Below are 18,760 nucleotides of genomic sequence, written 5' to 3'. Positions count from 1 at the left end.
CGTCGCCGTTCCGCCGGAGGCAGAGACTGGTAGTCACCATAGAAACTACTAAAGCGCCAAAACTGAGTCATTGCGTTTTGCAGGCGTTGGGTCCAGCCCTGAGGGTTGTGAACCGTTTTGGAAATGTGATTGGCTCTAAGCATGCTAGCTCCTTTTATGTTGTGGTGTGACCATGTTTTGCCAAGCGATCGCGCAATCCAGCCACCCCCAATGCCTCACAGGCCGACAGAAGGGACGACAAGCTTGATGATGGCGATCGTCCTCCGACTAGTCAGAAAGTTTGAGGGAGGAACGCCGCTCGTTTGGGTAAAACCCGCGATCGCTGTGTTCGATAGCTCAATTTTCGTGTACCTGCGGCGACCGGAACAGATGCAGCTACAGCGAATTGCTACCGCAACAGTTCAGCTTTGCAGAACTGTTCGGCAAAAATGACCTAGAACTGTATCGGTCTCGGGGGTTTGTAGAATAATTGGTATGGATGCGATCGCTAAAAAAGCTCTAATCAGATCGTTTCAAGATAAGCTTCCTCACTTCTCTTCTCATAGAGGCTCTTTAAATCATTTAAAAAATTATCCAAGAGAGCAGGCTCTGTTTTTAAATAAAATTTTGCTTCACTAGCGACTTTTGTGACCGAAAAATCTTTGAATTCTGACTGCTGCTTACAACTGATGTAAAGTTCACCTGGCTTCGCAAAATGAAACCGTGCGTGAAATGCTCCCATAGCATACTCTGGGCCAAACTCCCCAAATTGGATATCTAGCAGGCCGCCGTAGATATGGTCTTTAAATACATCAAGCTGTGCAACAATATCAGCAAGCTGCGAGTACCCAACATAGACCCGATTCGAGAATAGCGATTCTCCGCCTGACACAGAGATTCTCAGTTCAACCGTATCGTTGTCGAGCCTAACTTTAGTTATACGAATGCCTCGCTTCATCACAATTAGATTTATCGACGCAATGGAAAAAATACTATTTAAGTTGTTCTCAAATCACTTATTGAACACGCAACTCGAAACCCAGTACCGTGATACCTGTAACTTATTCCGGTATCAGAGCGAAATGCTGAGCAGCAGTTGAAATCGTAGTAATCAAATGAACCGCCTCTAATGACAACTAAGCCTGTATCTCTTCCACTTCCCCATGCACTGCCATCGTTAGGTGCGCCTGTGTAGTCATAATGCCAGGCATCTTGGCAAAGCTCATAAACATTACCGTGCATGTCGTAAAGCCCAAATGCATTTGGGAAATAACTGCCAACCGGCATTGTTTGCAAGTACTGCACTCCATCTGGGTTGTAAGCCGCTACACACCCCTCTGATGGAATAGGGGCTTCTACAGGCAAGCTTTCAGAAGCATCCATATCCCAGTAATTCGCGAGTCGAGTGTTAATTTCTGAACCAAAACTATAGTAAGTAGTAGTACCAGCACGGCAGGCATATTCCCACTCGGCTTCGCTTGGTAATCTGTAACTCCTTCCTGTTAGTGCAGAAACCCTCGTGCAAAACTCAATAGCGTCACACCATGAAACATTTTCCACAGGCAGATCATCGCCTTCATGGGAAGAAAGATTATGCTGCATGATGACTTTCCACTGCTTTTGCGTAACCTGAAACTTGCCCATATAAAACTCAGAAACTGTCACTTCATGCGGTGGAGGCGAGCCGACGTAAGTGTCCTCCTCAGGCGAACCCATGGTGAAGTCTCCGCTGGGAATCAAAATCATGTCCAGCTTAGTATCGCTTCCTAAATCTTCAGTAAAATATTGGGCCGTCTTGTGAATGGTTTTAATTTCGTTATCCTCTAGGACAACAGTATCAAACTCTAAGCTTTGATGTTGAATATCTTTTATTAAAGGCAGTTGAAGTGATTCTTGCGCTTCAGGATATACAAAATCTTGTCTAGGTAAGACAACGGATTCCATATACCTGACTGCGGATTGAGTTATTTCTTTAAGATTTTCTTGACGGTCTTCAGGCAGTTGCTTAATCAACTCCTGAACGTCTTCGGGTAGATCTTGGTTTTCCATAAATTTTTTGACGTCTATTTAACATTTTTTGCTCAACTCATGTAGAGCCGTGCCACGCCTTCTTTAATGACTTCCACCAGCTGCTCTTGGCGCAGGCTGACGTGAGCGGCCATACAGTTCACCGCCGCCTCCACATTGCGGTCTTGGATGGCCTGCAAAATTAGCTGGTGCTCGGCGCAGGTGTTGCGGCGGTAGGGCTCTTGCTCCATTGAGATCAGTCGTAGGTAGTGGGCGCGGGCGTTGACGTTTTGCAGCATGTGCAGCAGCTCGCTGTTCTGCGATAGCTCTGCCAGCCGCTCGTGGAAGGTTTCGTCGCAGCGGGCGCAGTCTACGGGGGTAAGTGTGCAAAACTTTTCGGCAGCGGCCTTCCAAAATTGAATGAGGGCATCGATTTCGTCGTCGCTAGCGCGCTGGGTAGCCAGCTTGGCGCTCATCATCTCCAGGCCGCAGCGCACTTCGTAGAGGTCAAAGACGCGCTTGGTATCCAGCGGTTTGCAGGAGAAACCTTTGCGGGGCACGAAGTCGAGTAACCCCTCGGCCACCAGGCGGTTGAGCACTTCGCGCAGAGGGGTGCGGCTGACGCCGAAGGAGGCGGCTAGTTCTACCTCGTTGAGGGGTTCGCCGGGGCGAAACTTGTAGGTCATCGCCATTTGCTTGAGCTGCTGATAGATGCGATCGACGCTGCTGCCCGATGGTTTACGACCTGCCGGGGGGGCTTGGGCCTTGGCTGTCTGAGCCCCAGGAGCCTGAAAACCTGCTTTGACCACGATCGCACTCCAGATGTCAGGATGAACAAAAAATAGTGCCAAAGGCTACAGAAGCGATGGATTAAAGCCCTTAACGTTTCTTGTATACAACGTTGAATTCACGAAGGCATTCAGCGGTGTATGTCTAGTATACGCAACCTCCTAGGTTCTGAATACTAGGGGTTAAGAATTTCTTGGGGAGTCGTAGTTGGCTCCCGGTCTGGAAGGTTTTGCTGTTGTTCTCCTCTAGCTGAGCGTTTTGCCATGACAGTTTCTCGTAGTGCAGATGCGTTTGCCGTAGCGCTCAATCGGCGTCGATTTCTCCGCTATAGCTCTCTGGCTCTGGGGGCCGGGGTGCTGGCTGCCTGTGGCGGTTCCCCCAGTGCGACGGCTCCCGCTGACTCGGCTGCGGCCCCTGGTGAAGGTGAGCTAGATAAAGTGACCTTTGGCACCAGCTGGTTTGCCCAGGCCGAGCACGGCGGTTTTTACCAGGCCGTGGCCACGGGCATTTATAACGAGCATGGGCTGGATGTGACCATCAGCATGGGTGGCCCCCAGGTGAATGGCAACCAGCTGCTGATGGCTGGGGCGCAGGATTTCAAGATGGGCTATGCGATCGACGCCATCAACTCCATTCAAGAAGGGGTGCCCAAGGTGACCGTGGCGGCGATCTTTCAGAAAGACCCCCAGGGTCTAATGGCTCACCCCGATGTGGGTATTGAATCCTTTGAAGACCTGAAGGGCAAAACCATTTTGATGTCCACCAGTGCCCACACCACCTACTGGCCCTTCATCAAGGCAAAGTATGGCCTGAGTGACGACCAGATGGGGGTTTACACCTTCAACGTGGGGCCGTTTGTGGCTGACAAAAACTTGGTGCAGCAGGGTTACATTACCTCAGAACCCTTTGCCATTGAAAAGGAGGGTGGCTTTGAGCCGGTGGTACTGCTGATGGCCGACCATGGCTATCCCAACTACACCACCACCATTGAGACCCGCCGCGAAATTATGGAGAGCAACCCCGACCTGGTGCAACGGTTTGTAGATGCCTCGATTAAGGGCTGGTATAGCTACTTAGCAGACCCGGCCCCCGGCAACGAGCTGATTAAGCAAGACAACCCCGAGATGAGCGACGAACAGCTAGCCTTTGGCTTAGAAAAGCTCAATGAGTACGGCATTATCAATAGCGGCGATGCCGAAACCCAGGGCATTGGGGCGATGACGGCGGAGCGCTGGCAGGAGATTTTTACCACTATGGCCGACCTGGGCGCGTTTGACGCCTCGGTGGACTATAAGCAGGCGTATTCTCTGGACTTTGTGAACAAAGGGGCTGATGCGTATCAGAGCTAAACTCACCCCGCCCTCTGGGCAACCCTCCCAGCAGGGGATGGCATAGCCTAACCTCCTTAAAAATTCAAACCAAAGTACGCCTATCCGCCCGCTATCGAATTGTTCACTCTCGACCCTCCAGGCCGGAGGTTTGGCCGATGATTGTTTCAACGTTACCCAATGCGATCGCCATGCAGACCCAACCCATCCTCACCCTGGAGCATGTGGGCAAAACCTATGCCAACGGCACAGTAGCCCTGCAAGACTTTAACCTGGCGGTGGAGCCGGGGACGATTACCAGTTTGGTGGGGCCATCGGGCTGCGGGAAGAGTACGGTACTGAGAATTATTTCAGAACTGGGCGATCTGACCACCGGGCGCATGACTTGGCAGAGCAGCGACAGTCACAAGCTGGCCTACGTTTTCCAAGAAGCGGCGCTCATGCCCTGGGCCACGGTGATCGACAACATTCGCCTGCCGCTGAAGCTGGCGGGGGTGCCCAAACGGCAGGCGCTGGAGCTGGTTTCGGAGGCGATCGCCCAGGTCGGTCTCCAGGGTTTCGAGCGCGTCTACCCCCGCGAACTCTCCGGCGGCATGAAAATGCGGGCCTCGATCGCCCGCGCCCTGGTCACCCGCCCCAGCGTGCTGCTGATGGATGAACCCTTCGGCGCGCTGGATGAGATGACCCGAGGCAAGCTCAACCAGGATTTACTCCAGCTCCAGCATCAGCGCAACCTGACGATTTTGTTTGTCACCCACAGCATTTATGAGGCGGTATACCTGGCCCACCGAGTGGTGGTGATGGCCTCGAAACCGGGAAGAGTGGTGGCGGAAATTGCGATCGACAGCCCCCACCCCCGCGACCCCGACTACCGCACCTCCGCCCAGTTCAACCGCTACTGCCGCGATGTCTCCCACAGCCTGTCCGAGGCCATGGGCGAGGCTATGGCGCTGGCGTTGTAGGAGGCATTCCCCTGTAGGGTGGGCACTGCCCACCACCCCCCAACGCCCTCTCCCCCAACCCCTCACCCAGGGGAGAGGGGAGCCGGAAAAGCCGAAATCCAAAATTGGTACTTTCATGCTCTCTCCCGCCCTAGAACAACCCCAAACCCAGCCCCGGTGGCTCAAGGCGCTCCTCTCCCCCGACGTGCTGGCTCCGGTGATGGTCGGCCTAGTTCTGCTCACCCTGTGGGAACTGGCCGTGCGGATCACCAATACGCCCGCCTACATCCTGCCCGGCCCCCTGCTGATTCTGCAAACCCTGGCGACGGACTGGCCAACGCTAATCCCCTCCTGGTTTGTGACCATGAAGATTGCCTTCACCGCCCTGGTGCTGGCGACCGTCTCGGGCCTGTTCGTCGCCATTCTCTTTGCCCAGAGTAAATGGATCGAGCGCAGCTTTTTTCCCTACGCGGTGCTGCTGCAAACCACGCCGATTGTCGCCGTTGCGCCGCTGATCATCATCTGGCTGAAAAGCAACACCTTCGCCGCTCTGGTGGTCTGTGCCTGGATTGTGGCCTTTTTCCCCATCGTGTCGAATACGGTGCTGGGGCTGAACAGCACCGATCCCTCGTTAGTGAACCTGTTTAAGCTCAACAAGGCCAACCGCTGGCAGACCCTCTGGCACCTGCGCCTGCCTACCAGCCTGCCCTATTTCTTAGCCGGGCTGCGAATTAGTGGCGGATTAGCGTTAATTGGAGCCGTAGTCGCAGAATTCGTCGCCGGGACGGGTGGTGCCGAATCGGGGTTGGCCTACCAAATTTTGATGGCGGGCTACAACCTGCAAATTCCCCGCATGTTTGCGGCGCTGCTGCTGATCACGGTGTCGGGTATCGCCATTTTTGCCCTGCTCTCGGCCCTGTCGAACTATCTGCTCAAAGACTGGCACGCCAGCGCCATAAAACACGAGAACTAGGGCGAATGCAAAATGCAAAATTTTGAACTTTGAATTTTGAATTTCTCTCCACCCCATCCACCTACCTACTCCCACCTAACCCATGCTCACCACTCAACAACCCGTCCTGCGGCGATTTTGGTATCCCGTTATTCCCCTCGACAATCTGCTCAATGGCCCGCAATCCTTTACCCTGCTAGAACAACCGCTGGTGCTGTGGATTGATGGCGACGGCAAGCCCGCTGCCCTGCGCGATCGCTGCTGTCACCGTTCGGCTCAGCTCTCGAAAGGTATTGTCAAAGATGGCTGCGTGCGCTGCCCTTACCACGGCTGGCAGTACGATGCCAGCGGCACCTGCACCAACGTACCTCAGCTCGATGCGGGCGCAGCGATCCCCAAGACCTATCGAGTCGATGCCTTTCACTGCGTTGAGCGCTACGGCTACGTCTGGGTCTGCCTAGATGAACACCCCCTCCAGCCGATTCCCGAGATTCCTGAATTTGCTGACACTAACTTTCGGTTCATCCACGAATTTTACGAGCCGTGGCAGGTGGGAGGGCTGCGCGCCATTGAAAATTCCTTCGACAGCGCCCACGGGAACTTCGTCCACGCTAGCTCCTGGGGCGATATGGCGAACCCCCAGCCGCCGCCGATTGACAACGTTACCGAGACCGACTTTGGCTTTGTGATGAAGCACTGGCTAGAGGTGCTCAACCCCGATCTGCAAAAGAGAAATCTGGGCATTGAGGGGGAGAAAACTATCCGCACCAACACCCGTACCTGGTACATGCCCTTTGCCCGCACGCTGAAAATTCAGTATCCCAACGGGCTAGAGCACGTGATCTTCACCGCGTACACCCCCATCGACGATCAGCACTCCCAGGTGGTGCAGTTCTGCCTGCGCAATGATACAGAAGCCGAGGCCAAAGCCGCCGACATCATCGCCTTCGATCGCCAGGTGACCTCCGAAGATCGCGTAATTCTCGAAGGTACCGACTACGATGCACCGCTAACTCTGGCCGAAGAACAGCATATGGCGAGCGATCGCCCCGGCATTCTCATGCGCCACCGCTTAGCTAAGCTGCTGAAGGCCCACGGCGAAGTCGAACAGCGACGACCAGATCATCCGTCATCTCCAGCGCCCAAAATTCTGGAAGAGGCTAGCGTTGGTTAATGTGACGCATCGCTCCATCTCCCTACGGGCCTATGAATACCCCCGATCAGTGCCAGAATATGGCCGAAATTCGCGCCGAAATTGATCGCCTCGATCGCCAAGTGATCGCCCTACTCGGCCAGCGGTTTGCCTACGTCAAAGCCGCCTCTAAGTTCAAAACCAGCGAGGCGGCGGTTAAAGCCCCCGATCGCTTTCAGGCTATGCTCCAGCAGCGCCGGGTTTGGGCCGAGGAAGAAGGGCTGAACGGTGATGCGATCGCCGCCCTCTACCGCGACCTGGTCAACCACTTCATTGCCGAAGAAATGAAGCACTGGCAACAGTCTCAAGCTCAACAATCCTAAGTCCTAACCCCCTCATCCACCCTTTGGAGAACCCCATGCTCGTTACCCAAGAACCCGTGCTGCGGCGATTTTGGTACCCCGTCATGCCGATCGTCGATCTCATTGACGGCCCCCAATCCTTCACGCTGCTCGGCGAACCCCTGGTGCTGTGGCTGACGGCGGAGGGGGAACCGGCTGCATTGCGCGATCGCTGCTGCCACCGCTCTGCCAAACTCTCCATGGGCATTGTGCAAGAGGGCTGCGTGCGCTGCCCCTACCATGGCTGGGCTTACGACAAATCTGGATCCTGCACCAAAGTCCCCCAGCTCGACCCCGGTGCGGCGATTCCCAAGGCCTACCGAGTCGAGGCCTTCCATTGTGCCGAGCGCTACGGCTATGCTTGGGTCTGTCTAGCCGACGATCCCCTGCTGCCCCTGCCCGAAATTCCTGAGGCCGACGCTCCCGAAAATCGGCTGATTCCCCAGTTCTATGAACCCTGGCAGTGCAGCGGCCTGCGGGTGATGGAGAACTCCTTCGACAATGCCCACTTCAGCATCGTCCACGCCGAATCGTTTGGGGTGACGGAGCAGCCCAAACCCGTCAAGTCGGAGCTGGTGCCCCTGGACCTGGGCCTCAAAGCCTACGCCACCGTGCCCGTGGTCAACCCGCCGCTCCAGCAGCAGCTTCTCAACATTCCCGACAGCCTAACCCTGCGAGACATTGAGTCCACCTGGTACGTGCCCTTTAGCCGCACGCTGAAAATCACCTATCCCAACGGACTGATGCACCTGATCTTTACGGCGGCGACTCCGGTGGGCGATCGCACCTCCCAAATCGTGCAGTTTTGCGTTCGCAACGATAGCGAGGCCGACGCCAGCGCCGAGGCGATCGTCGCCTTCGATCGCCAGGTGGTGGACGAAGACAAAGTCGTGCTCGAATCCACCGACTCCGACACCCCGGTGGACGTGGCGGCGGAGCAGCACATGCCTTCAGACCAGCCTGGCATCATCATGCGCCGCCAGCTTGCCGCCCTGATCAAGGCCCATGGGTCAGCTCAAGACAAGGCGCATATTTTGGCTGAGGTATAGGTTCGGTACAGCTAGATAGATTCATTGTGTAGCAAGGTGCGTAACGGCTCGATTAACGGCGTTAGGTTGCTGTCAGCGGTTTCCCAAACCATAGTGCGCTCTACTCGAAAGTACGCATGGGCCATGATGTTGCGCATATCGGTCATCTACCGCCAGGGCAGTTCTGGAGCCTGCTGGTTAATGTCTTGGGGAATATTGGCGGCAGCTTCACCAATGACAATGAGCTGATAGATCACCGACTCAACGAGAATTGGATTGCCTTCAAACGCCTGAAAGTCAAGACCTTGAGTACGCTGCTGAATTGTTCCAATGGCGAGCAAAATATCTTGAACTCGCGATCGCCAATCCCTAGAAGACACGAATCATATCCTCTAAAACAGGGGTTCGCAGGTGTTCTTTTAGAGGGTTTACCGTGCCCAGGTCAATGGAGCACTGAAGCAAATCTTCTAAAAAGTATTGGATATCAAAGACTTGAAAAAACCCCACTGGCTCAGAGAATTCCACCAAAATATCTACGTCACTTTCGGCATCGGCTTCATGGCGAGCGACAGAGCCAAACAACCCAAGCGACTTCACCCCCATTGTTTCGAGGGTCATTCTATGGGCCCTAATTTGGCTGAGAACCTCGTTTGTACTAAGCTCGACTTTATCCATTTGGATTTAGGTGCAGTTCAGAAGACAAAGCCCTCTCCCCATAAGGCTTCTGAGTTTTCAGATGTCAGCCCTAGGCAGCAATCCTGGAAAAAGACCTGGCTACATCCTGTAAAAGCCTTGGTGCCTCGTTCAGTGAATACGGATATTTGGATAAAGTCGAGCTAAGAGGGCGTTTGAAAAGTGATTTGCTGTAGTTTTAGTCACCTGCCGATCCCCCCTGCCCCCCTTAAAAAGGGGGGTAAAAGTCCCCCTTTTTAAGGGGGATTTAGGGGGATCTCCACTTTTGCTACAAGAAATAGGACTTTTCAAACATCCTCTAACACCTGTGGACATAATTCATCGGCTACGGGTTTCTAGCTCTACTCTACCAATGCTCTAGACCACCCTCCAGCCAGCCAGCCCCTCAAGTCGCCAAAATCCAAAATCCAAAATTCCTATGCAAACCCTCATCCAATCCGTTCTCACGCTCCAAAATGGCAGCCTCGAATTGGTCGATGTGCTGCTGATGGGCGATCGCATCCACACCGTTGCCCCCGCCAACAGCCTCCCCGTCGCCCCCTGCCTCATCGACGGTACCGACAAACTGCTGCTGCCGGGGTTTGTCAACGGCCATACCCATTCGTCTCAGGTGTGGCAGCGGGGGCTCATTCCCCAACTGCCGCTAGAACTGTGGCTGGCCAACGTGTTCGACTCCACCCCTCGGCAGCTCGATCAGTTCTACTGGGGCGCGGTCAGCACAGCGGTGGATACCTTACTCTCCGGCGGCACCTGCGTCATGGATCACGCTTACGTTCTCCCGCATCAGGAGATGGAAACAGTGGATGCGCTGGTGCGGGGCTACAAAGCCGTAGGCATTCGCGCGGTGATCGCGCCGCTGATTCAAGATTTGCCCTTTGCCTCGGGATTCCCGAGGGGGTGCCTGCTGCCCCAGGCGGCGTCGCCGCAATCGGCGGCAGAGCTGCTGGCGATGATGGAGGCGATCGTGGCGGAATTCCACGACCCCAACCAAGGCATCTACATCGGCGTAGGGCCGACGGGGTTTCATCGCTGCTCTGACGAATTGCTGGCGGGCTGCGGGAAGTTGAGCGATCGCCTCAACCTCTGCTACCACACCCACCTGCTTGAAACCCGCGCCCAGCAGCGCCTCGCCCAAGAGCGCTACGGCATCAGCGCCGTCCAGCACCTAGAGAATTTGGGCTGCCTCACCCCCCGCACCTCCGTCGCCCACGGGGTTTGGATTGACGATGCCGATATTGAGCTACTGGCAAGAACTGAATCCACCCTCGTTCACAATCCGGTCAGCAACCTGCGCCTGGGCAGCGGTTTGGCTCCTGTTCTCAAGGGCCTGCAAGCGGGACTGAACGTCAGCTTTGGCTGCGATGGAGCCGCCAGCAACGATGCCCAGCATCTGCTGGAAGCCATCAAGCTCGGCACGATTTTGCACACGGTGACCGATCAGGACTATGAGCACTGGCTGACTCCCGAGCAGGCGGTGCAGATGGCGGCGATGGGCGGAGCTAAAGGGGTGAACTTGGGCGATCGCACCGGCACCATTACCCCCGGCATGGACGCCGACTTGGTGCTCTACAACCTCAACCACCCCTCAATGCTGCCCCGCAACAACCCGCTACAACTGCTGATACTGGGACGACCTACGGACGTAGTTGAAGCCGCATGGGTGCAGGGACGACAACTGGTTGATCAGGGACGGGTGCTCACCGTAGACACCGCTGCCCTGCACCACATGCTGCGACACCAGCCCCAAGCAGTTCACCCAGCAGAACCACCCCATCACCCCGTCGAGCCTCACTACCGAGAGGTCATGCTAAATCGCTAGAATTTCATCGCCTGTCTATGGGCTATCTTCGCGACGACGACATGACTAAACATCAATACCCTTCCACATTTGAGATAGGCAGATTCTTTGTCCAGCTTTCGCCTTGCGGAGCCCTCCTAAGACTAGCTTTCACATCTTTGATGGGTATGTCGTCAAAATCACAGGCAGTCCTTTATCACTACTTTTAGGATCCATTTCGATAGAGCTCTTCTCAATTCGTCTGTCCTGAGGAATGTCCTCAGGAATTTTCTGCACATGTCCTCAGGAATATCCTGAGGACATGTTAGTATAAGACCAAGGTTGAAGGGCCCAGGGAGATACTGCCCCCACTGGTGGGTTTAGCTCCCGCTGGCAAACTCTCACGCCAGAGCGGCTAACAGCCCATTACCCCTCCAAAAAGAGAGGTGATGCCAGTGCTACCACCAACATCACCACCAAAGGAAAAAAAGAAAACAACTAACTTGCCATTTAGACCAGCACTGGAACTGCTGGTCTTTTTATTTTAAACGCTTTGTGACCTTCCAGGCAATTTCGCCGTTTTTTCGGTACCCAGAGCGGCTAAAGATAAACCCGGCCTCAGAGAAGCGATCGCCGTAGCTCTCGATTTCTCGGGGGGATAGGTCAATCAAATCAGCTAGCTCACTGGTGCTGGGCAGCCAGCCATTCTGAGCGGCGTTCTCAAGGGTTTCAAAGTATTGCATGGGGTCGGGTTGCCCAAACCCCATACGTCCCATTAACTCAGCCAGCGCCCCAATTATGCCGCCAACATCATTGGGGTTAATTGCCAGGTCAGAGCCGCTGCCCGATTGCCCGTTGCCGTTGTTGCCCTGCCGTAGCCCTCGCGCTTCAAGAAACTCGGCGGCGCTGCCACCCTGGTTAATGAATACGTGCAGTTCATCCATCAACTGCAACTGTTGGGCTGTGATGTAGGAGCGCTGCCCGACTTTTGCAGGGACAATCCTCAAATCCTGCATACGCTTATACACAGCGCTGCGGGCCAGACTGTAGCGGTCGTGCAGCTGGTTGACTGGATATCGATCAATTTCTCCGGAGTTCATCGCTATCCTCTGGACAATCCTCAGGACGTGGCTCCAGTATCACCTAAAAACCTGTCTCCTGGACAGTCCTGAGGATGCTATTTCTAGGAATTAGCTTTTCTGGAATTGCTGAAGACGTTTTTTGAGTACGTGTCCTTAAATCAACTGGATTCAATTCTTAAGGCTCGATTGATGGAAATCAATTGGTTTGTGAAAACCTGTTCCTTCGAAACAGCCCTAGGGAACATCGGCCTAAATCTAGGATTTGATGGGGTTGACCCAGCGAGGTTTACCCATGAGCACCGCCTATTACCCTTGGAATGTACAGGCCTTGGTCGAATGGCTTGAGCTAGAACTGAGCTACCACGGCAGCGATCGCGATCTGTCAACGGCATTGCAGATACATCCCCATACCCTCAGCCATTGGCTCAAGGCGGCTTGGCCGGTCATTACTCTGCAAGACATTCGCGGCATTGCCCAATATCGGGGCTGGAGCCTGCACCAAACTCTGCGCTGGCTAGAACTCCAGCCAGCCCATGTCGATACGCTGATTGGGGAAGACCCGCTGGGCGATCGCGTTAGCTGGGACGATGCTAAGGCGTTTTGGTTTGGTAAGTCAGTGGCGTGACGCTACAGGCCACATTTTTCTTGCTGCCGGGCGATCGCCCCCTGTAGCTGCGGCGTCATGCCCAGTTCGGCCCCGTCGTACAGCCGCTGAAACTCGCGCTCAAAGTGTGCCGCCACGGTGGCGTTGCGAATCACCAGCAGGTTCTCGTCGTTAGTGGTGTTGGCGGCCTGGCTCCAGTTTTGCGAGCCGACCAGCACAATGTTTTGGTCGAGCACCGCAAACTTGTGGTGCAGCTTATCGCTAGGCGGCAGCGCCGGTACCCCCACGGTAGTGATTGGGTTGGCCCAGGGCACGCTGTTGTCTCGCTTGCAGTTGTGGTCGGGCAGCGTTGTCCCCAGCATGTCGAGCCCCTCGCTGTAGCTGCGGTAGGCAAAACCGGGGTCAATCAGAGTTTTGATGGGCACTCCCCGGTTTGCCAACGGCAACAGCTGGTTGCTAATCGCCTGCTCAGAAAAGACAAACAGGGCAAGATGAACGCTCTGGCTCGCCTGGCCCAGGGTTTTGGCAATCAGTCCGTTGACGCTCTGCGCCCATGGCTGAGTTTTAGAAGTGGGCGAAAACTGCACTTCCAGCACCGAGCCGGGGGGCGAGACCAGGGCCGAGGTACGGTGAGGTTTTTGCAGCCCAAACAGGCTATCGGGTCGCCCTGTGGGGCCATCGCCCCACAGGTAGCCAAACTCTTGCTGAAACCGCTGGGCCAGGGGCTGGCTGTCGATCACCAAAATGCTGTTAGCGTTCCCCCGGCTATCGGGATCCGAAAAATCCCCATGGGTGCAGCTCAAAGTCCAGTTGGCGGAGCCGGTGACAACGGTGCGGCCATCGATCACCATAAATTTGTGGTGCATCAAGCCGCTGCCCTTGCTGCCGTCGGCGGTGTCGTCAATTAAAGGAATGTTGGCCTGGGCAAGAATGGTGAGGGCATCGCGATTGCCCAACTCCCCCTCACTCAGCACCCCATCTTGATCGACATCAATAAAGGCATAGAGATCGTTAATCTTGTCTTGGGAATGTTCATCGGCTTGGGCAAATGCCGCAGAATTTCGCTGGGCTACCGGCGTGCTGTAGGTGTTCTCGACCACCACTCGCACCTCTACCCCTGCCGCTTTGCGATCGGCCAGGGCGTGGGCGATCTCCGGCAGCGAGAACTCATGCACCGCTACGTCAATGGAGGTTTGGGCGGTGGCGATCGCATCCACAACCACCTGCTCCAAATCATCCCCGTGGCGAGTAATGTTGCGGTAGGGATCGGTGTAGACGGCCGCCTGGTTGTGGTTAAAATACGCTTGAATATACGGATCCTGCGGCAGAGGATCGAGGGTGGGCAGCGTAGCCTCGCTGCGAAACTGGCTACTGACCCCCACAAATAGCAGGAGCCCAATCCCAAACCCGATCCCCCAGCGCACCCAGGGAGATTTAGATAGACGCACAAGCTTTAAGAGAACTTTTCTATTTATAGTCAGCCCACCAAAACGGACTGGCTAACGGGGGAGAAAGATATGGGTGCGGGTGTGCGTGGGTGTGTGGATGAGAAAATAAGAGACTGCAAAACCCACCTACCCACTTACTCACATACCCCATGCCCTACGATGCCCTATTTACAAAGATTTCAGACCTCGTCATGTGCCATTCGCCCAGCGGCGCGGAGGACGAAATCAATCAGCACTTAATGGCTGATCTGGCGCATCTAGGCGTAGAGCACTGGCGCGATGAGGCCGACAACGTGATCGCCAAAATCCCAGGGCGCGACGATAGCCGAGCGATCGCGATTACGGCCCACAAAGATGAGATTGGCACCCTGGTCAAAAGCATCTACGCCGACGGTCGGGTGTCGGTGCGCAAGCTGGGCGGTTCATTCCCCTGGGTCTATGGCGAGGGCGTGATGGATCTAATCGGGGATCATCAGACCATCAGCGGCATTTTGAGCTTCGGCTCGCGCCATGTCTCCCACGAGTCGCCCCAGAAGATGCAGCAGGAGAGCAAGCCCGTCACCTGGGAAACTGCCTGGGTCGAAACTAAGCGATCGCCCCCAGAACTCGCTGCCGCTGGCATTCGCCCCGGCACCCGGGTAGTGGTGGGCAAGCACCGCAAACAACCCTTTCGCCTGGGCGACTACATCGCCAGCTACACCCTCGACAACAAGGCCTCCCTGGCGATTTTGCTGAGGCTGGCCGAGCAGCTGAAGCAACCGCCTGTAACCGTCTATCTGGTGGCGTCTGCTAAGGAAGAAGTGGGGGCGATCGGTGCGCTGTACTTCTCCCAGCGCCATCGATTAGAGGCTCTAATTGCCCTAGAAATTTGCCCCCTGGCGGCGGAATACTCCATTCAGCCAGGAGAAGTGCCGGTGTTGCTGAGTCAGGATGGCTACGGCCTCTACGACGAAGGGCTCAACTCCGAACTGCGCCAAGCCGCAACCTCCCACGACCTCCCAATTCAAATGGCGGTGATTAGCGGTTTTGGCAGCGATGGCTCGATCGCCATGAAGTTTGGCCATGTGTCGCGGGCCGCCTGTCTCAGCTTCCCGACCCATAACACCCACGGCTATGAGATCGCGCATTTAGGGGCGATCGCCCACTGCGCCGACATTCTAGAGCACTACTGTAACGACCTGTGACAGCCCTACGGTTAGCGCTGAACTTTTCTAGAATGAGATCAAGCCCAGTCGGCTCACCCATCAACCAAGTACTGAAATAACCCCATGGCCAAAACCGTCGCGGATGTAATGACCTCAAACCCGATCTCGGTAGCCCCCGACACCGTGCTGAAGGATGCTATTCAGCTGATGGCCGACAACCACGTGGGCGGTCTACCGGTCATCAATGCAGACAATCATCTGGTCGGCATTTTGTCGGAGTCTGACCTAATGTGGCAGACTACTGGGGTCGATATGCCCCCCTACATCATGCTGCTCGACAGCGTAATCTATCTGAAAAACCCCACCCAATACAACCAGGAACTTCACAAAGCCCTCGGTCAGCTCGTCAAAGACGTCATGACCGATCACGTCGTCACCGTTGCCCCCGACAAATCCCTCCGCGAAGCTGCCCACCTGATGCACGAAAAGCAGGTGCGCCGCCTACCCGTTGTGGATGCTGACAACCAAGTGGTCGGCATCCTCACCCGAGGCGACATCGTGCGGGAAATGGCGAATAGCTACAGTTAGGGTGCGTGCGTGCGTGGGTGAGTAACTATTCACTTACCCATCTACCCACTTACTCCCCATATATCCCTATCGCTGATCCCCAAAATGGCCGATAGTAGAGAAAGCAAATTTGTATTTATCTCTACAAAATGGCTATTACCCCAGACTCGGTTCGAGAATTGCTCCACTCTGACGACTACGGGGATCGGCTGCGGGCGGTCAACCAAATGCGTGAATTAGACACCGCCGTTGCCTTCGAGCTAGTGCAACTGGCGGCCAACGACGGCAACGCCCGAGTTCGCTATGCCGCCATCAGCCAAATTGCCAGCTTGGGGCAGCAAGATATCGCCACTGTAGAGCCGCTGCTGCGGCGATCGCTCACCGAAGACCCTGACCCTGATGTACAAGCCGCCGCCGCCGACACGATTGGCGGGCTGAAACTCACAACTGCCTACCCCGAACTGGCCACGCTCTACCACAGCACCGACGAGTGGCTGGTGAAATTTAGCATTGTGGCGGCGCTGGGTGAGCTGGGAGAGCCCCAGGCCTTTGACCTCTTGCAAGAGGCTCTCACTTCAGATAACGAGCTGATCGCCACTGCTGCCATTGGTGCCCTGGGTGAACTGGGCGATCGCCGTGCCCTACCCCTGCTGCTCAACTACACCACTCATCCCGACTGGCAAGTGCGCCACCGATTAGTGCAGGCCCTGGCCCAGTTTGCTGAGCCCGACGCTGAGGCGGCTCTGCAACAGCTTACCCACGATGACTCTGATATTGTCGCTGGCACTGCCCGACAACACCTAGGCCTCTAGCAACATGGCTTTTGCCAGGATGGGCTGGCGATCTTAAGTTACTTAATATTACGCAACCTCTCCTTCAGGATGCGTTTTCCCGCCGCAAGTCGCGTTTAGGTAGATAGGGCTGTGCTTGTTGCGGCAAACGTTAGGCCAGGCCAAAGCAGCATCTGCGCCGGTACCCTATGCAGGTAAACGGGTTCTGAAATAGGGGATTGCCCCACAATGCACCTGCCATTGACGAAGCCCCGGCAAAGTTTGCTATAGTGAAATAGTGGTTGTATTGCTTGGCCTAAAACAATTTCATCTCCCAAAGTTTCTAATCCAAATACTATTTTGGACTAGGCCTTATATAGGGTAGGTGTTGCCAAGGGATATGCATAAAAGCTATCTCTAGGCAAGTCATAAAAAATACAAATAACTTATAAGTCGTTACCATTCGGTTTTGCCGGTTAATTTCTGGCCGCTAAGTTAGAGCCTTAAACCATCATTCAACTCAAGACATTGGAGATGGCCTGAGTGATAGCAATTTCTCCATCTGTACAGCAGCAAAAATGGGACACTCTGAGTTTTGTGTCCACCCTATACTTGCAGCCTGTTCTAGAACTTCTGCTGAGAAATGTGCCCACGACTTGGCGTGCCGAGGTGCAGTTAGGGCTACAAGAAGCTCTTGTAAATGCCGCCAAGCACGGCAATCGGCTCGACCCAGCTAAGTGCATTTCTGTTAAATACACGGCATCGGCCTCTCACCTATGGTGGGTCATCACCGACCAGGGCGGCGGTTTTAGCCATCCCTGCGGGTGCGACGAAACCGATGACGGTGACTGCACCTCTCATCCCGACGAATGCGGTAGAGGGCTCTACATTCTTTACCAAATATTTGATCAGGTCACCTGGTACAACGGAGGCCGTGAGCTGCACCTGGGCAAGGTCGTGCGGCAACCCCGTAGGCTACCGCTCATTCGCTGATTAGCCTGTTAGCAGTTAGCGCTACTTACCAGGCTTAACTAGTTTCTATGGCTAGTTCAGGGGGCCTTGCGATCGCCGTGGGTGGGGCAGGGAGGCGCTTGCAGACTGCGGTTGAGCCAGCCTGCCGCCTGCTCGACCCGCATTAGGGCTTCTTCAGAATTTTGCTTGAGCAAAAACACCAGCGCCGCCGCCAGTTGTTCCCTGGCGCGTACCCGGCGATCGCGGCTGAGGCGATGCCAGTCAGCAGGTTTAATGGCCAACCGCTCCGCCAGTATTTGAGCGAGTTCCAGGTCGGTCAAATCGGCGGCGGGCTTGGCCGCCTGGGCAGGCGTCATCGACGGATCAAACGAAAAAGCCATAGTTCCTGAAACCAGTTGGGGTTAACTAGAAGATATACTCTGCCTCGGCACTCCGCCAGGGCAGACACCTCTCTCTATTTTGCACAATGAACCCAGGCCACCGGCAAAAGCGATACCACAGTCAGCGAGGATCCCTAGGCGGTACTGCCGACGATGCCCCCCGTTCTCTGGCTGAGCTGATGCATCAGCTAGAGGGGCTAGAAGCACGCCTACACCAGCTTAAGGTTGGCGTCTCGAATTTGCTACAGCTTCAGCAGATTCAAGCAAACGATGCGGCGGCAGACACTCAGCATTCAGCCCAGGAGATGATTCGTTTACAGGAAGCCGCCGACAACTTTGAGATGGAACTGGCCAGTCGAGTTGTATCGTGGCAGCATCTGCAAGAGCCGTTCTGGCAGGCGGTGCGGTTTGGCGGGCTAGGGCTGTTACTGGGCTGGGTTTTGGCCTGGTTTGTCTATGCCCGATAACCTACTCGGCAAAAAACAAGCAGAACTTTTTTAAGTTGCCCAAAAGTAATTCCCCTACCATGCTAGGATTATAAATCGTGGATAGAGCGGGTCGGTGCCCGAGTGGTTAATGGGGGCGGACTGTAAATCCGCTGGCTACGCCTACGCTGGTTCAAATCCAGCCCGGCCCATCCACGACAATTTGCCCTTATAGCTCAGTGGTAGAGCACTCCCTTGGTAAGGGAGAGGTCACGAGTTCAAATCTCGTTAAGGGCTTGCCAAGACTTCATACAGAGTGACTCGCGGAGCAGATCACAAT

Annotated in this window: 20 protein-coding genes, 2 tRNA genes and 1 pseudogene; 15 read left to right on the top strand and 8 right to left on the bottom strand. The window is 55.2% G+C overall.

Going from position 1 to position 18,760, the window contains the following annotated elements:
- Positions 1–502 precede the first annotated feature (502 nt).
- The 3 genes from VB780_RS15075 to VB780_RS15065 are packed head-to-tail and all read right to left on the bottom strand — an operon-like array spanning position 503 to position 2,837.
- Complete coding sequence (locus tag VB780_RS15075) at positions 503–937, bottom strand: hypothetical protein (protein WP_323351981.1); 435 nt, start codon at positions 935–937, stop codon at positions 503–505.
- Between the two features lie 38 nt (positions 938–975).
- A complete protein-coding gene (locus VB780_RS15070; protein ID WP_323351980.1) occupies positions 976–2,028 on the bottom strand; it encodes a formylglycine-generating enzyme family protein in 1,053 nt (350 codons plus the stop codon).
- 32 nt (positions 2,029–2,060) lie between these two features.
- Positions 2,061–2,837, bottom strand: a complete 777-nt coding sequence (locus tag VB780_RS15065; RefSeq protein WP_323351979.1) for a GntR family transcriptional regulator — start codon at positions 2,835–2,837, stop codon at positions 2,061–2,063.
- A gap of 201 nt (positions 2,838–3,038) precedes the next feature.
- Between VB780_RS15065 and VB780_RS15060 the strand changes: the two genes are divergently transcribed.
- From VB780_RS15060 to VB780_RS15035, 6 genes are all read left to right on the top strand, one after another.
- Positions 3,039–4,124 carry an ABC transporter substrate-binding protein gene (locus VB780_RS15060; protein ID WP_323351978.1) on the top strand — a complete coding sequence of 362 codons (1,086 nt, stop codon included), beginning with the start codon at positions 3,039–3,041 and terminating at the stop codon, positions 4,122–4,124.
- 137 nt (positions 4,125–4,261) lie between these two features.
- Complete coding sequence (locus VB780_RS15055) at positions 4,262–5,065, top strand: ABC transporter ATP-binding protein (RefSeq protein ID WP_323351977.1); 804 nt, start codon at positions 4,262–4,264, stop codon at positions 5,063–5,065.
- A 115-nt stretch (positions 5,066–5,180) separates the two neighbouring features.
- The gene (locus VB780_RS15050) at positions 5,181–6,017 is read left to right on the top strand and encodes an ABC transporter permease (RefSeq protein WP_323351976.1); all 837 of its coding nucleotides are present in this window, start codon (positions 5,181–5,183) and stop codon (positions 6,015–6,017) included.
- Positions 6,018–6,099: 82 nt separating this feature from the next.
- Positions 6,100–7,170 (top strand): aromatic ring-hydroxylating dioxygenase subunit alpha, encoded by a 1,071-nt coding sequence (locus tag VB780_RS15045; RefSeq protein ID WP_323351975.1) that lies wholly within the window; start codon positions 6,100–6,102, stop codon positions 7,168–7,170.
- Between the two features lie 32 nt (positions 7,171–7,202).
- On the top strand, positions 7,203–7,511 hold the full coding sequence (locus tag VB780_RS15040; RefSeq protein ID WP_323351974.1) for an isochorismate lyase: 309 nt from the start codon (positions 7,203–7,205) through the stop codon (positions 7,509–7,511).
- 35 nt (positions 7,512–7,546) lie between these two features.
- Positions 7,547–8,578, top strand: coding sequence for an aromatic ring-hydroxylating dioxygenase subunit alpha (locus VB780_RS15035; RefSeq protein ID WP_323351973.1), 1,032 nt, complete (start codon positions 7,547–7,549; stop codon positions 8,576–8,578).
- A gap of 11 nt (positions 8,579–8,589) precedes the next feature.
- Here the strand turns inward: VB780_RS15035 and VB780_RS15030 are convergent.
- Together VB780_RS15030 and VB780_RS15025 are read right to left on the bottom strand one after the other, a co-directional pair.
- Positions 8,590–8,937 (bottom strand): annotated as a pseudogene (locus tag VB780_RS15030) (DUF86 domain-containing protein).
- Positions 8,927–9,175, bottom strand: coding sequence for a nucleotidyltransferase family protein (locus VB780_RS15025; protein ID WP_323351972.1), 249 nt, complete (start codon positions 9,173–9,175; stop codon positions 8,927–8,929). Before VB780_RS15025 ends, VB780_RS15030 begins: the two are co-directional and overlap by 11 nt.
- A gap of 493 nt (positions 9,176–9,668) precedes the next feature.
- Here VB780_RS15025 and VB780_RS15020 point away from each other — a divergent pair, with 493 nt between their 5' ends.
- On the top strand, positions 9,669–11,069 hold the full coding sequence (locus VB780_RS15020; protein WP_323351971.1) for an amidohydrolase: 1,401 nt from the start codon (positions 9,669–9,671) through the stop codon (positions 11,067–11,069).
- 497 nt (positions 11,070–11,566) lie between these two features.
- Here VB780_RS15020 and VB780_RS15015 read toward each other — a convergent pair whose 3' ends face one another.
- On the bottom strand, positions 11,567–12,127 hold the full coding sequence (locus tag VB780_RS15015) for a hypothetical protein (RefSeq protein ID WP_323351970.1): 561 nt from the start codon (positions 12,125–12,127) through the stop codon (positions 11,567–11,569).
- A gap of 274 nt (positions 12,128–12,401) precedes the next feature.
- Here VB780_RS15015 and VB780_RS15010 point away from each other — a divergent pair, with 274 nt between their 5' ends.
- Positions 12,402–12,734, top strand: coding sequence for a hypothetical protein (locus tag VB780_RS15010; protein WP_323351969.1), 333 nt, complete (start codon positions 12,402–12,404; stop codon positions 12,732–12,734).
- A 2-nt stretch (positions 12,735–12,736) separates the two neighbouring features.
- Here the strand turns inward: VB780_RS15010 and VB780_RS15005 are convergent, their stop codons facing one another.
- Positions 12,737–14,095, bottom strand: coding sequence for a phospholipase D-like domain-containing protein (locus VB780_RS15005; RefSeq protein WP_323351968.1), 1,359 nt, complete (start codon positions 14,093–14,095; stop codon positions 12,737–12,739).
- A gap of 215 nt (positions 14,096–14,310) precedes the next feature.
- On the opposite strand from VB780_RS15005, the gene VB780_RS15000 reads away from it, so the two are divergent.
- The 4 genes from VB780_RS15000 (at position 14,311) to VB780_RS14985 (ending at position 17,636) form a co-directional block, all read left to right on the top strand.
- Positions 14,311–15,345, top strand: a complete 1,035-nt coding sequence (locus tag VB780_RS15000) for a M42 family metallopeptidase (RefSeq protein WP_323351967.1) — start codon at positions 14,311–14,313, stop codon at positions 15,343–15,345.
- 84 nt (positions 15,346–15,429) lie between these two features.
- Positions 15,430–15,894 (top strand): CBS domain-containing protein, encoded by a 465-nt coding sequence (locus tag VB780_RS14995; protein WP_323351966.1) that lies wholly within the window; start codon positions 15,430–15,432, stop codon positions 15,892–15,894.
- A 128-nt stretch (positions 15,895–16,022) separates the two neighbouring features.
- Positions 16,023–16,685 carry a phycobilisome degradation protein NblB gene (gene nblB, locus VB780_RS14990; RefSeq protein WP_323351965.1) on the top strand — a complete coding sequence of 221 codons (663 nt, stop codon included), beginning with the start codon at positions 16,023–16,025 and terminating at the stop codon, positions 16,683–16,685.
- A 603-nt stretch (positions 16,686–17,288) separates the two neighbouring features.
- On the top strand, positions 17,289–17,636 hold the full coding sequence (locus VB780_RS14985) for an ATP-binding protein (protein ID WP_323351964.1): 348 nt from the start codon (positions 17,289–17,291) through the stop codon (positions 17,634–17,636).
- A 56-nt stretch (positions 17,637–17,692) separates the two neighbouring features.
- Here VB780_RS14985 and VB780_RS14980 read toward each other — a convergent pair whose 3' ends face one another.
- Positions 17,693–17,995 (bottom strand): DUF6439 family protein, encoded by a 303-nt coding sequence (locus tag VB780_RS14980; RefSeq protein WP_323351963.1) that lies wholly within the window; start codon positions 17,993–17,995, stop codon positions 17,693–17,695.
- Between the two features lie 86 nt (positions 17,996–18,081).
- On the opposite strand from VB780_RS14980, the gene VB780_RS14975 reads away from it, so the two are divergent.
- The 3 genes from VB780_RS14975 to VB780_RS14965 all read left to right on the top strand — a co-directional run bounded on the left by VB780_RS14975 (position 18,082) and on the right by VB780_RS14965 (position 18,717).
- The gene (locus VB780_RS14975) at positions 18,082–18,462 is read left to right on the top strand and encodes a hypothetical protein (RefSeq protein WP_323351962.1); all 381 of its coding nucleotides are present in this window, start codon (positions 18,082–18,084) and stop codon (positions 18,460–18,462) included.
- Positions 18,463–18,550: 88 nt separating this feature from the next.
- Positions 18,551–18,632: transfer RNA gene (locus tag VB780_RS14970), tRNA-Tyr, on the top strand.
- A 13-nt stretch (positions 18,633–18,645) separates the two neighbouring features.
- Positions 18,646–18,717: transfer RNA gene (locus tag VB780_RS14965), tRNA-Thr, on the top strand.
- Positions 18,718–18,760: the final 43 nt, after the last annotated feature.

The organism is Leptolyngbya sp. CCNP1308 (assembly GCF_034932455.1).
In the GTDB taxonomy this organism is placed as follows: domain Bacteria; phylum Cyanobacteriota; class Cyanobacteriia; order Phormidesmidales; family Phormidesmidaceae; genus Nodosilinea.
The sequence above is the reverse complement of the archived record's forward strand: the minus strand, read 5'-3'. Positions and strand labels throughout refer to the sequence as shown.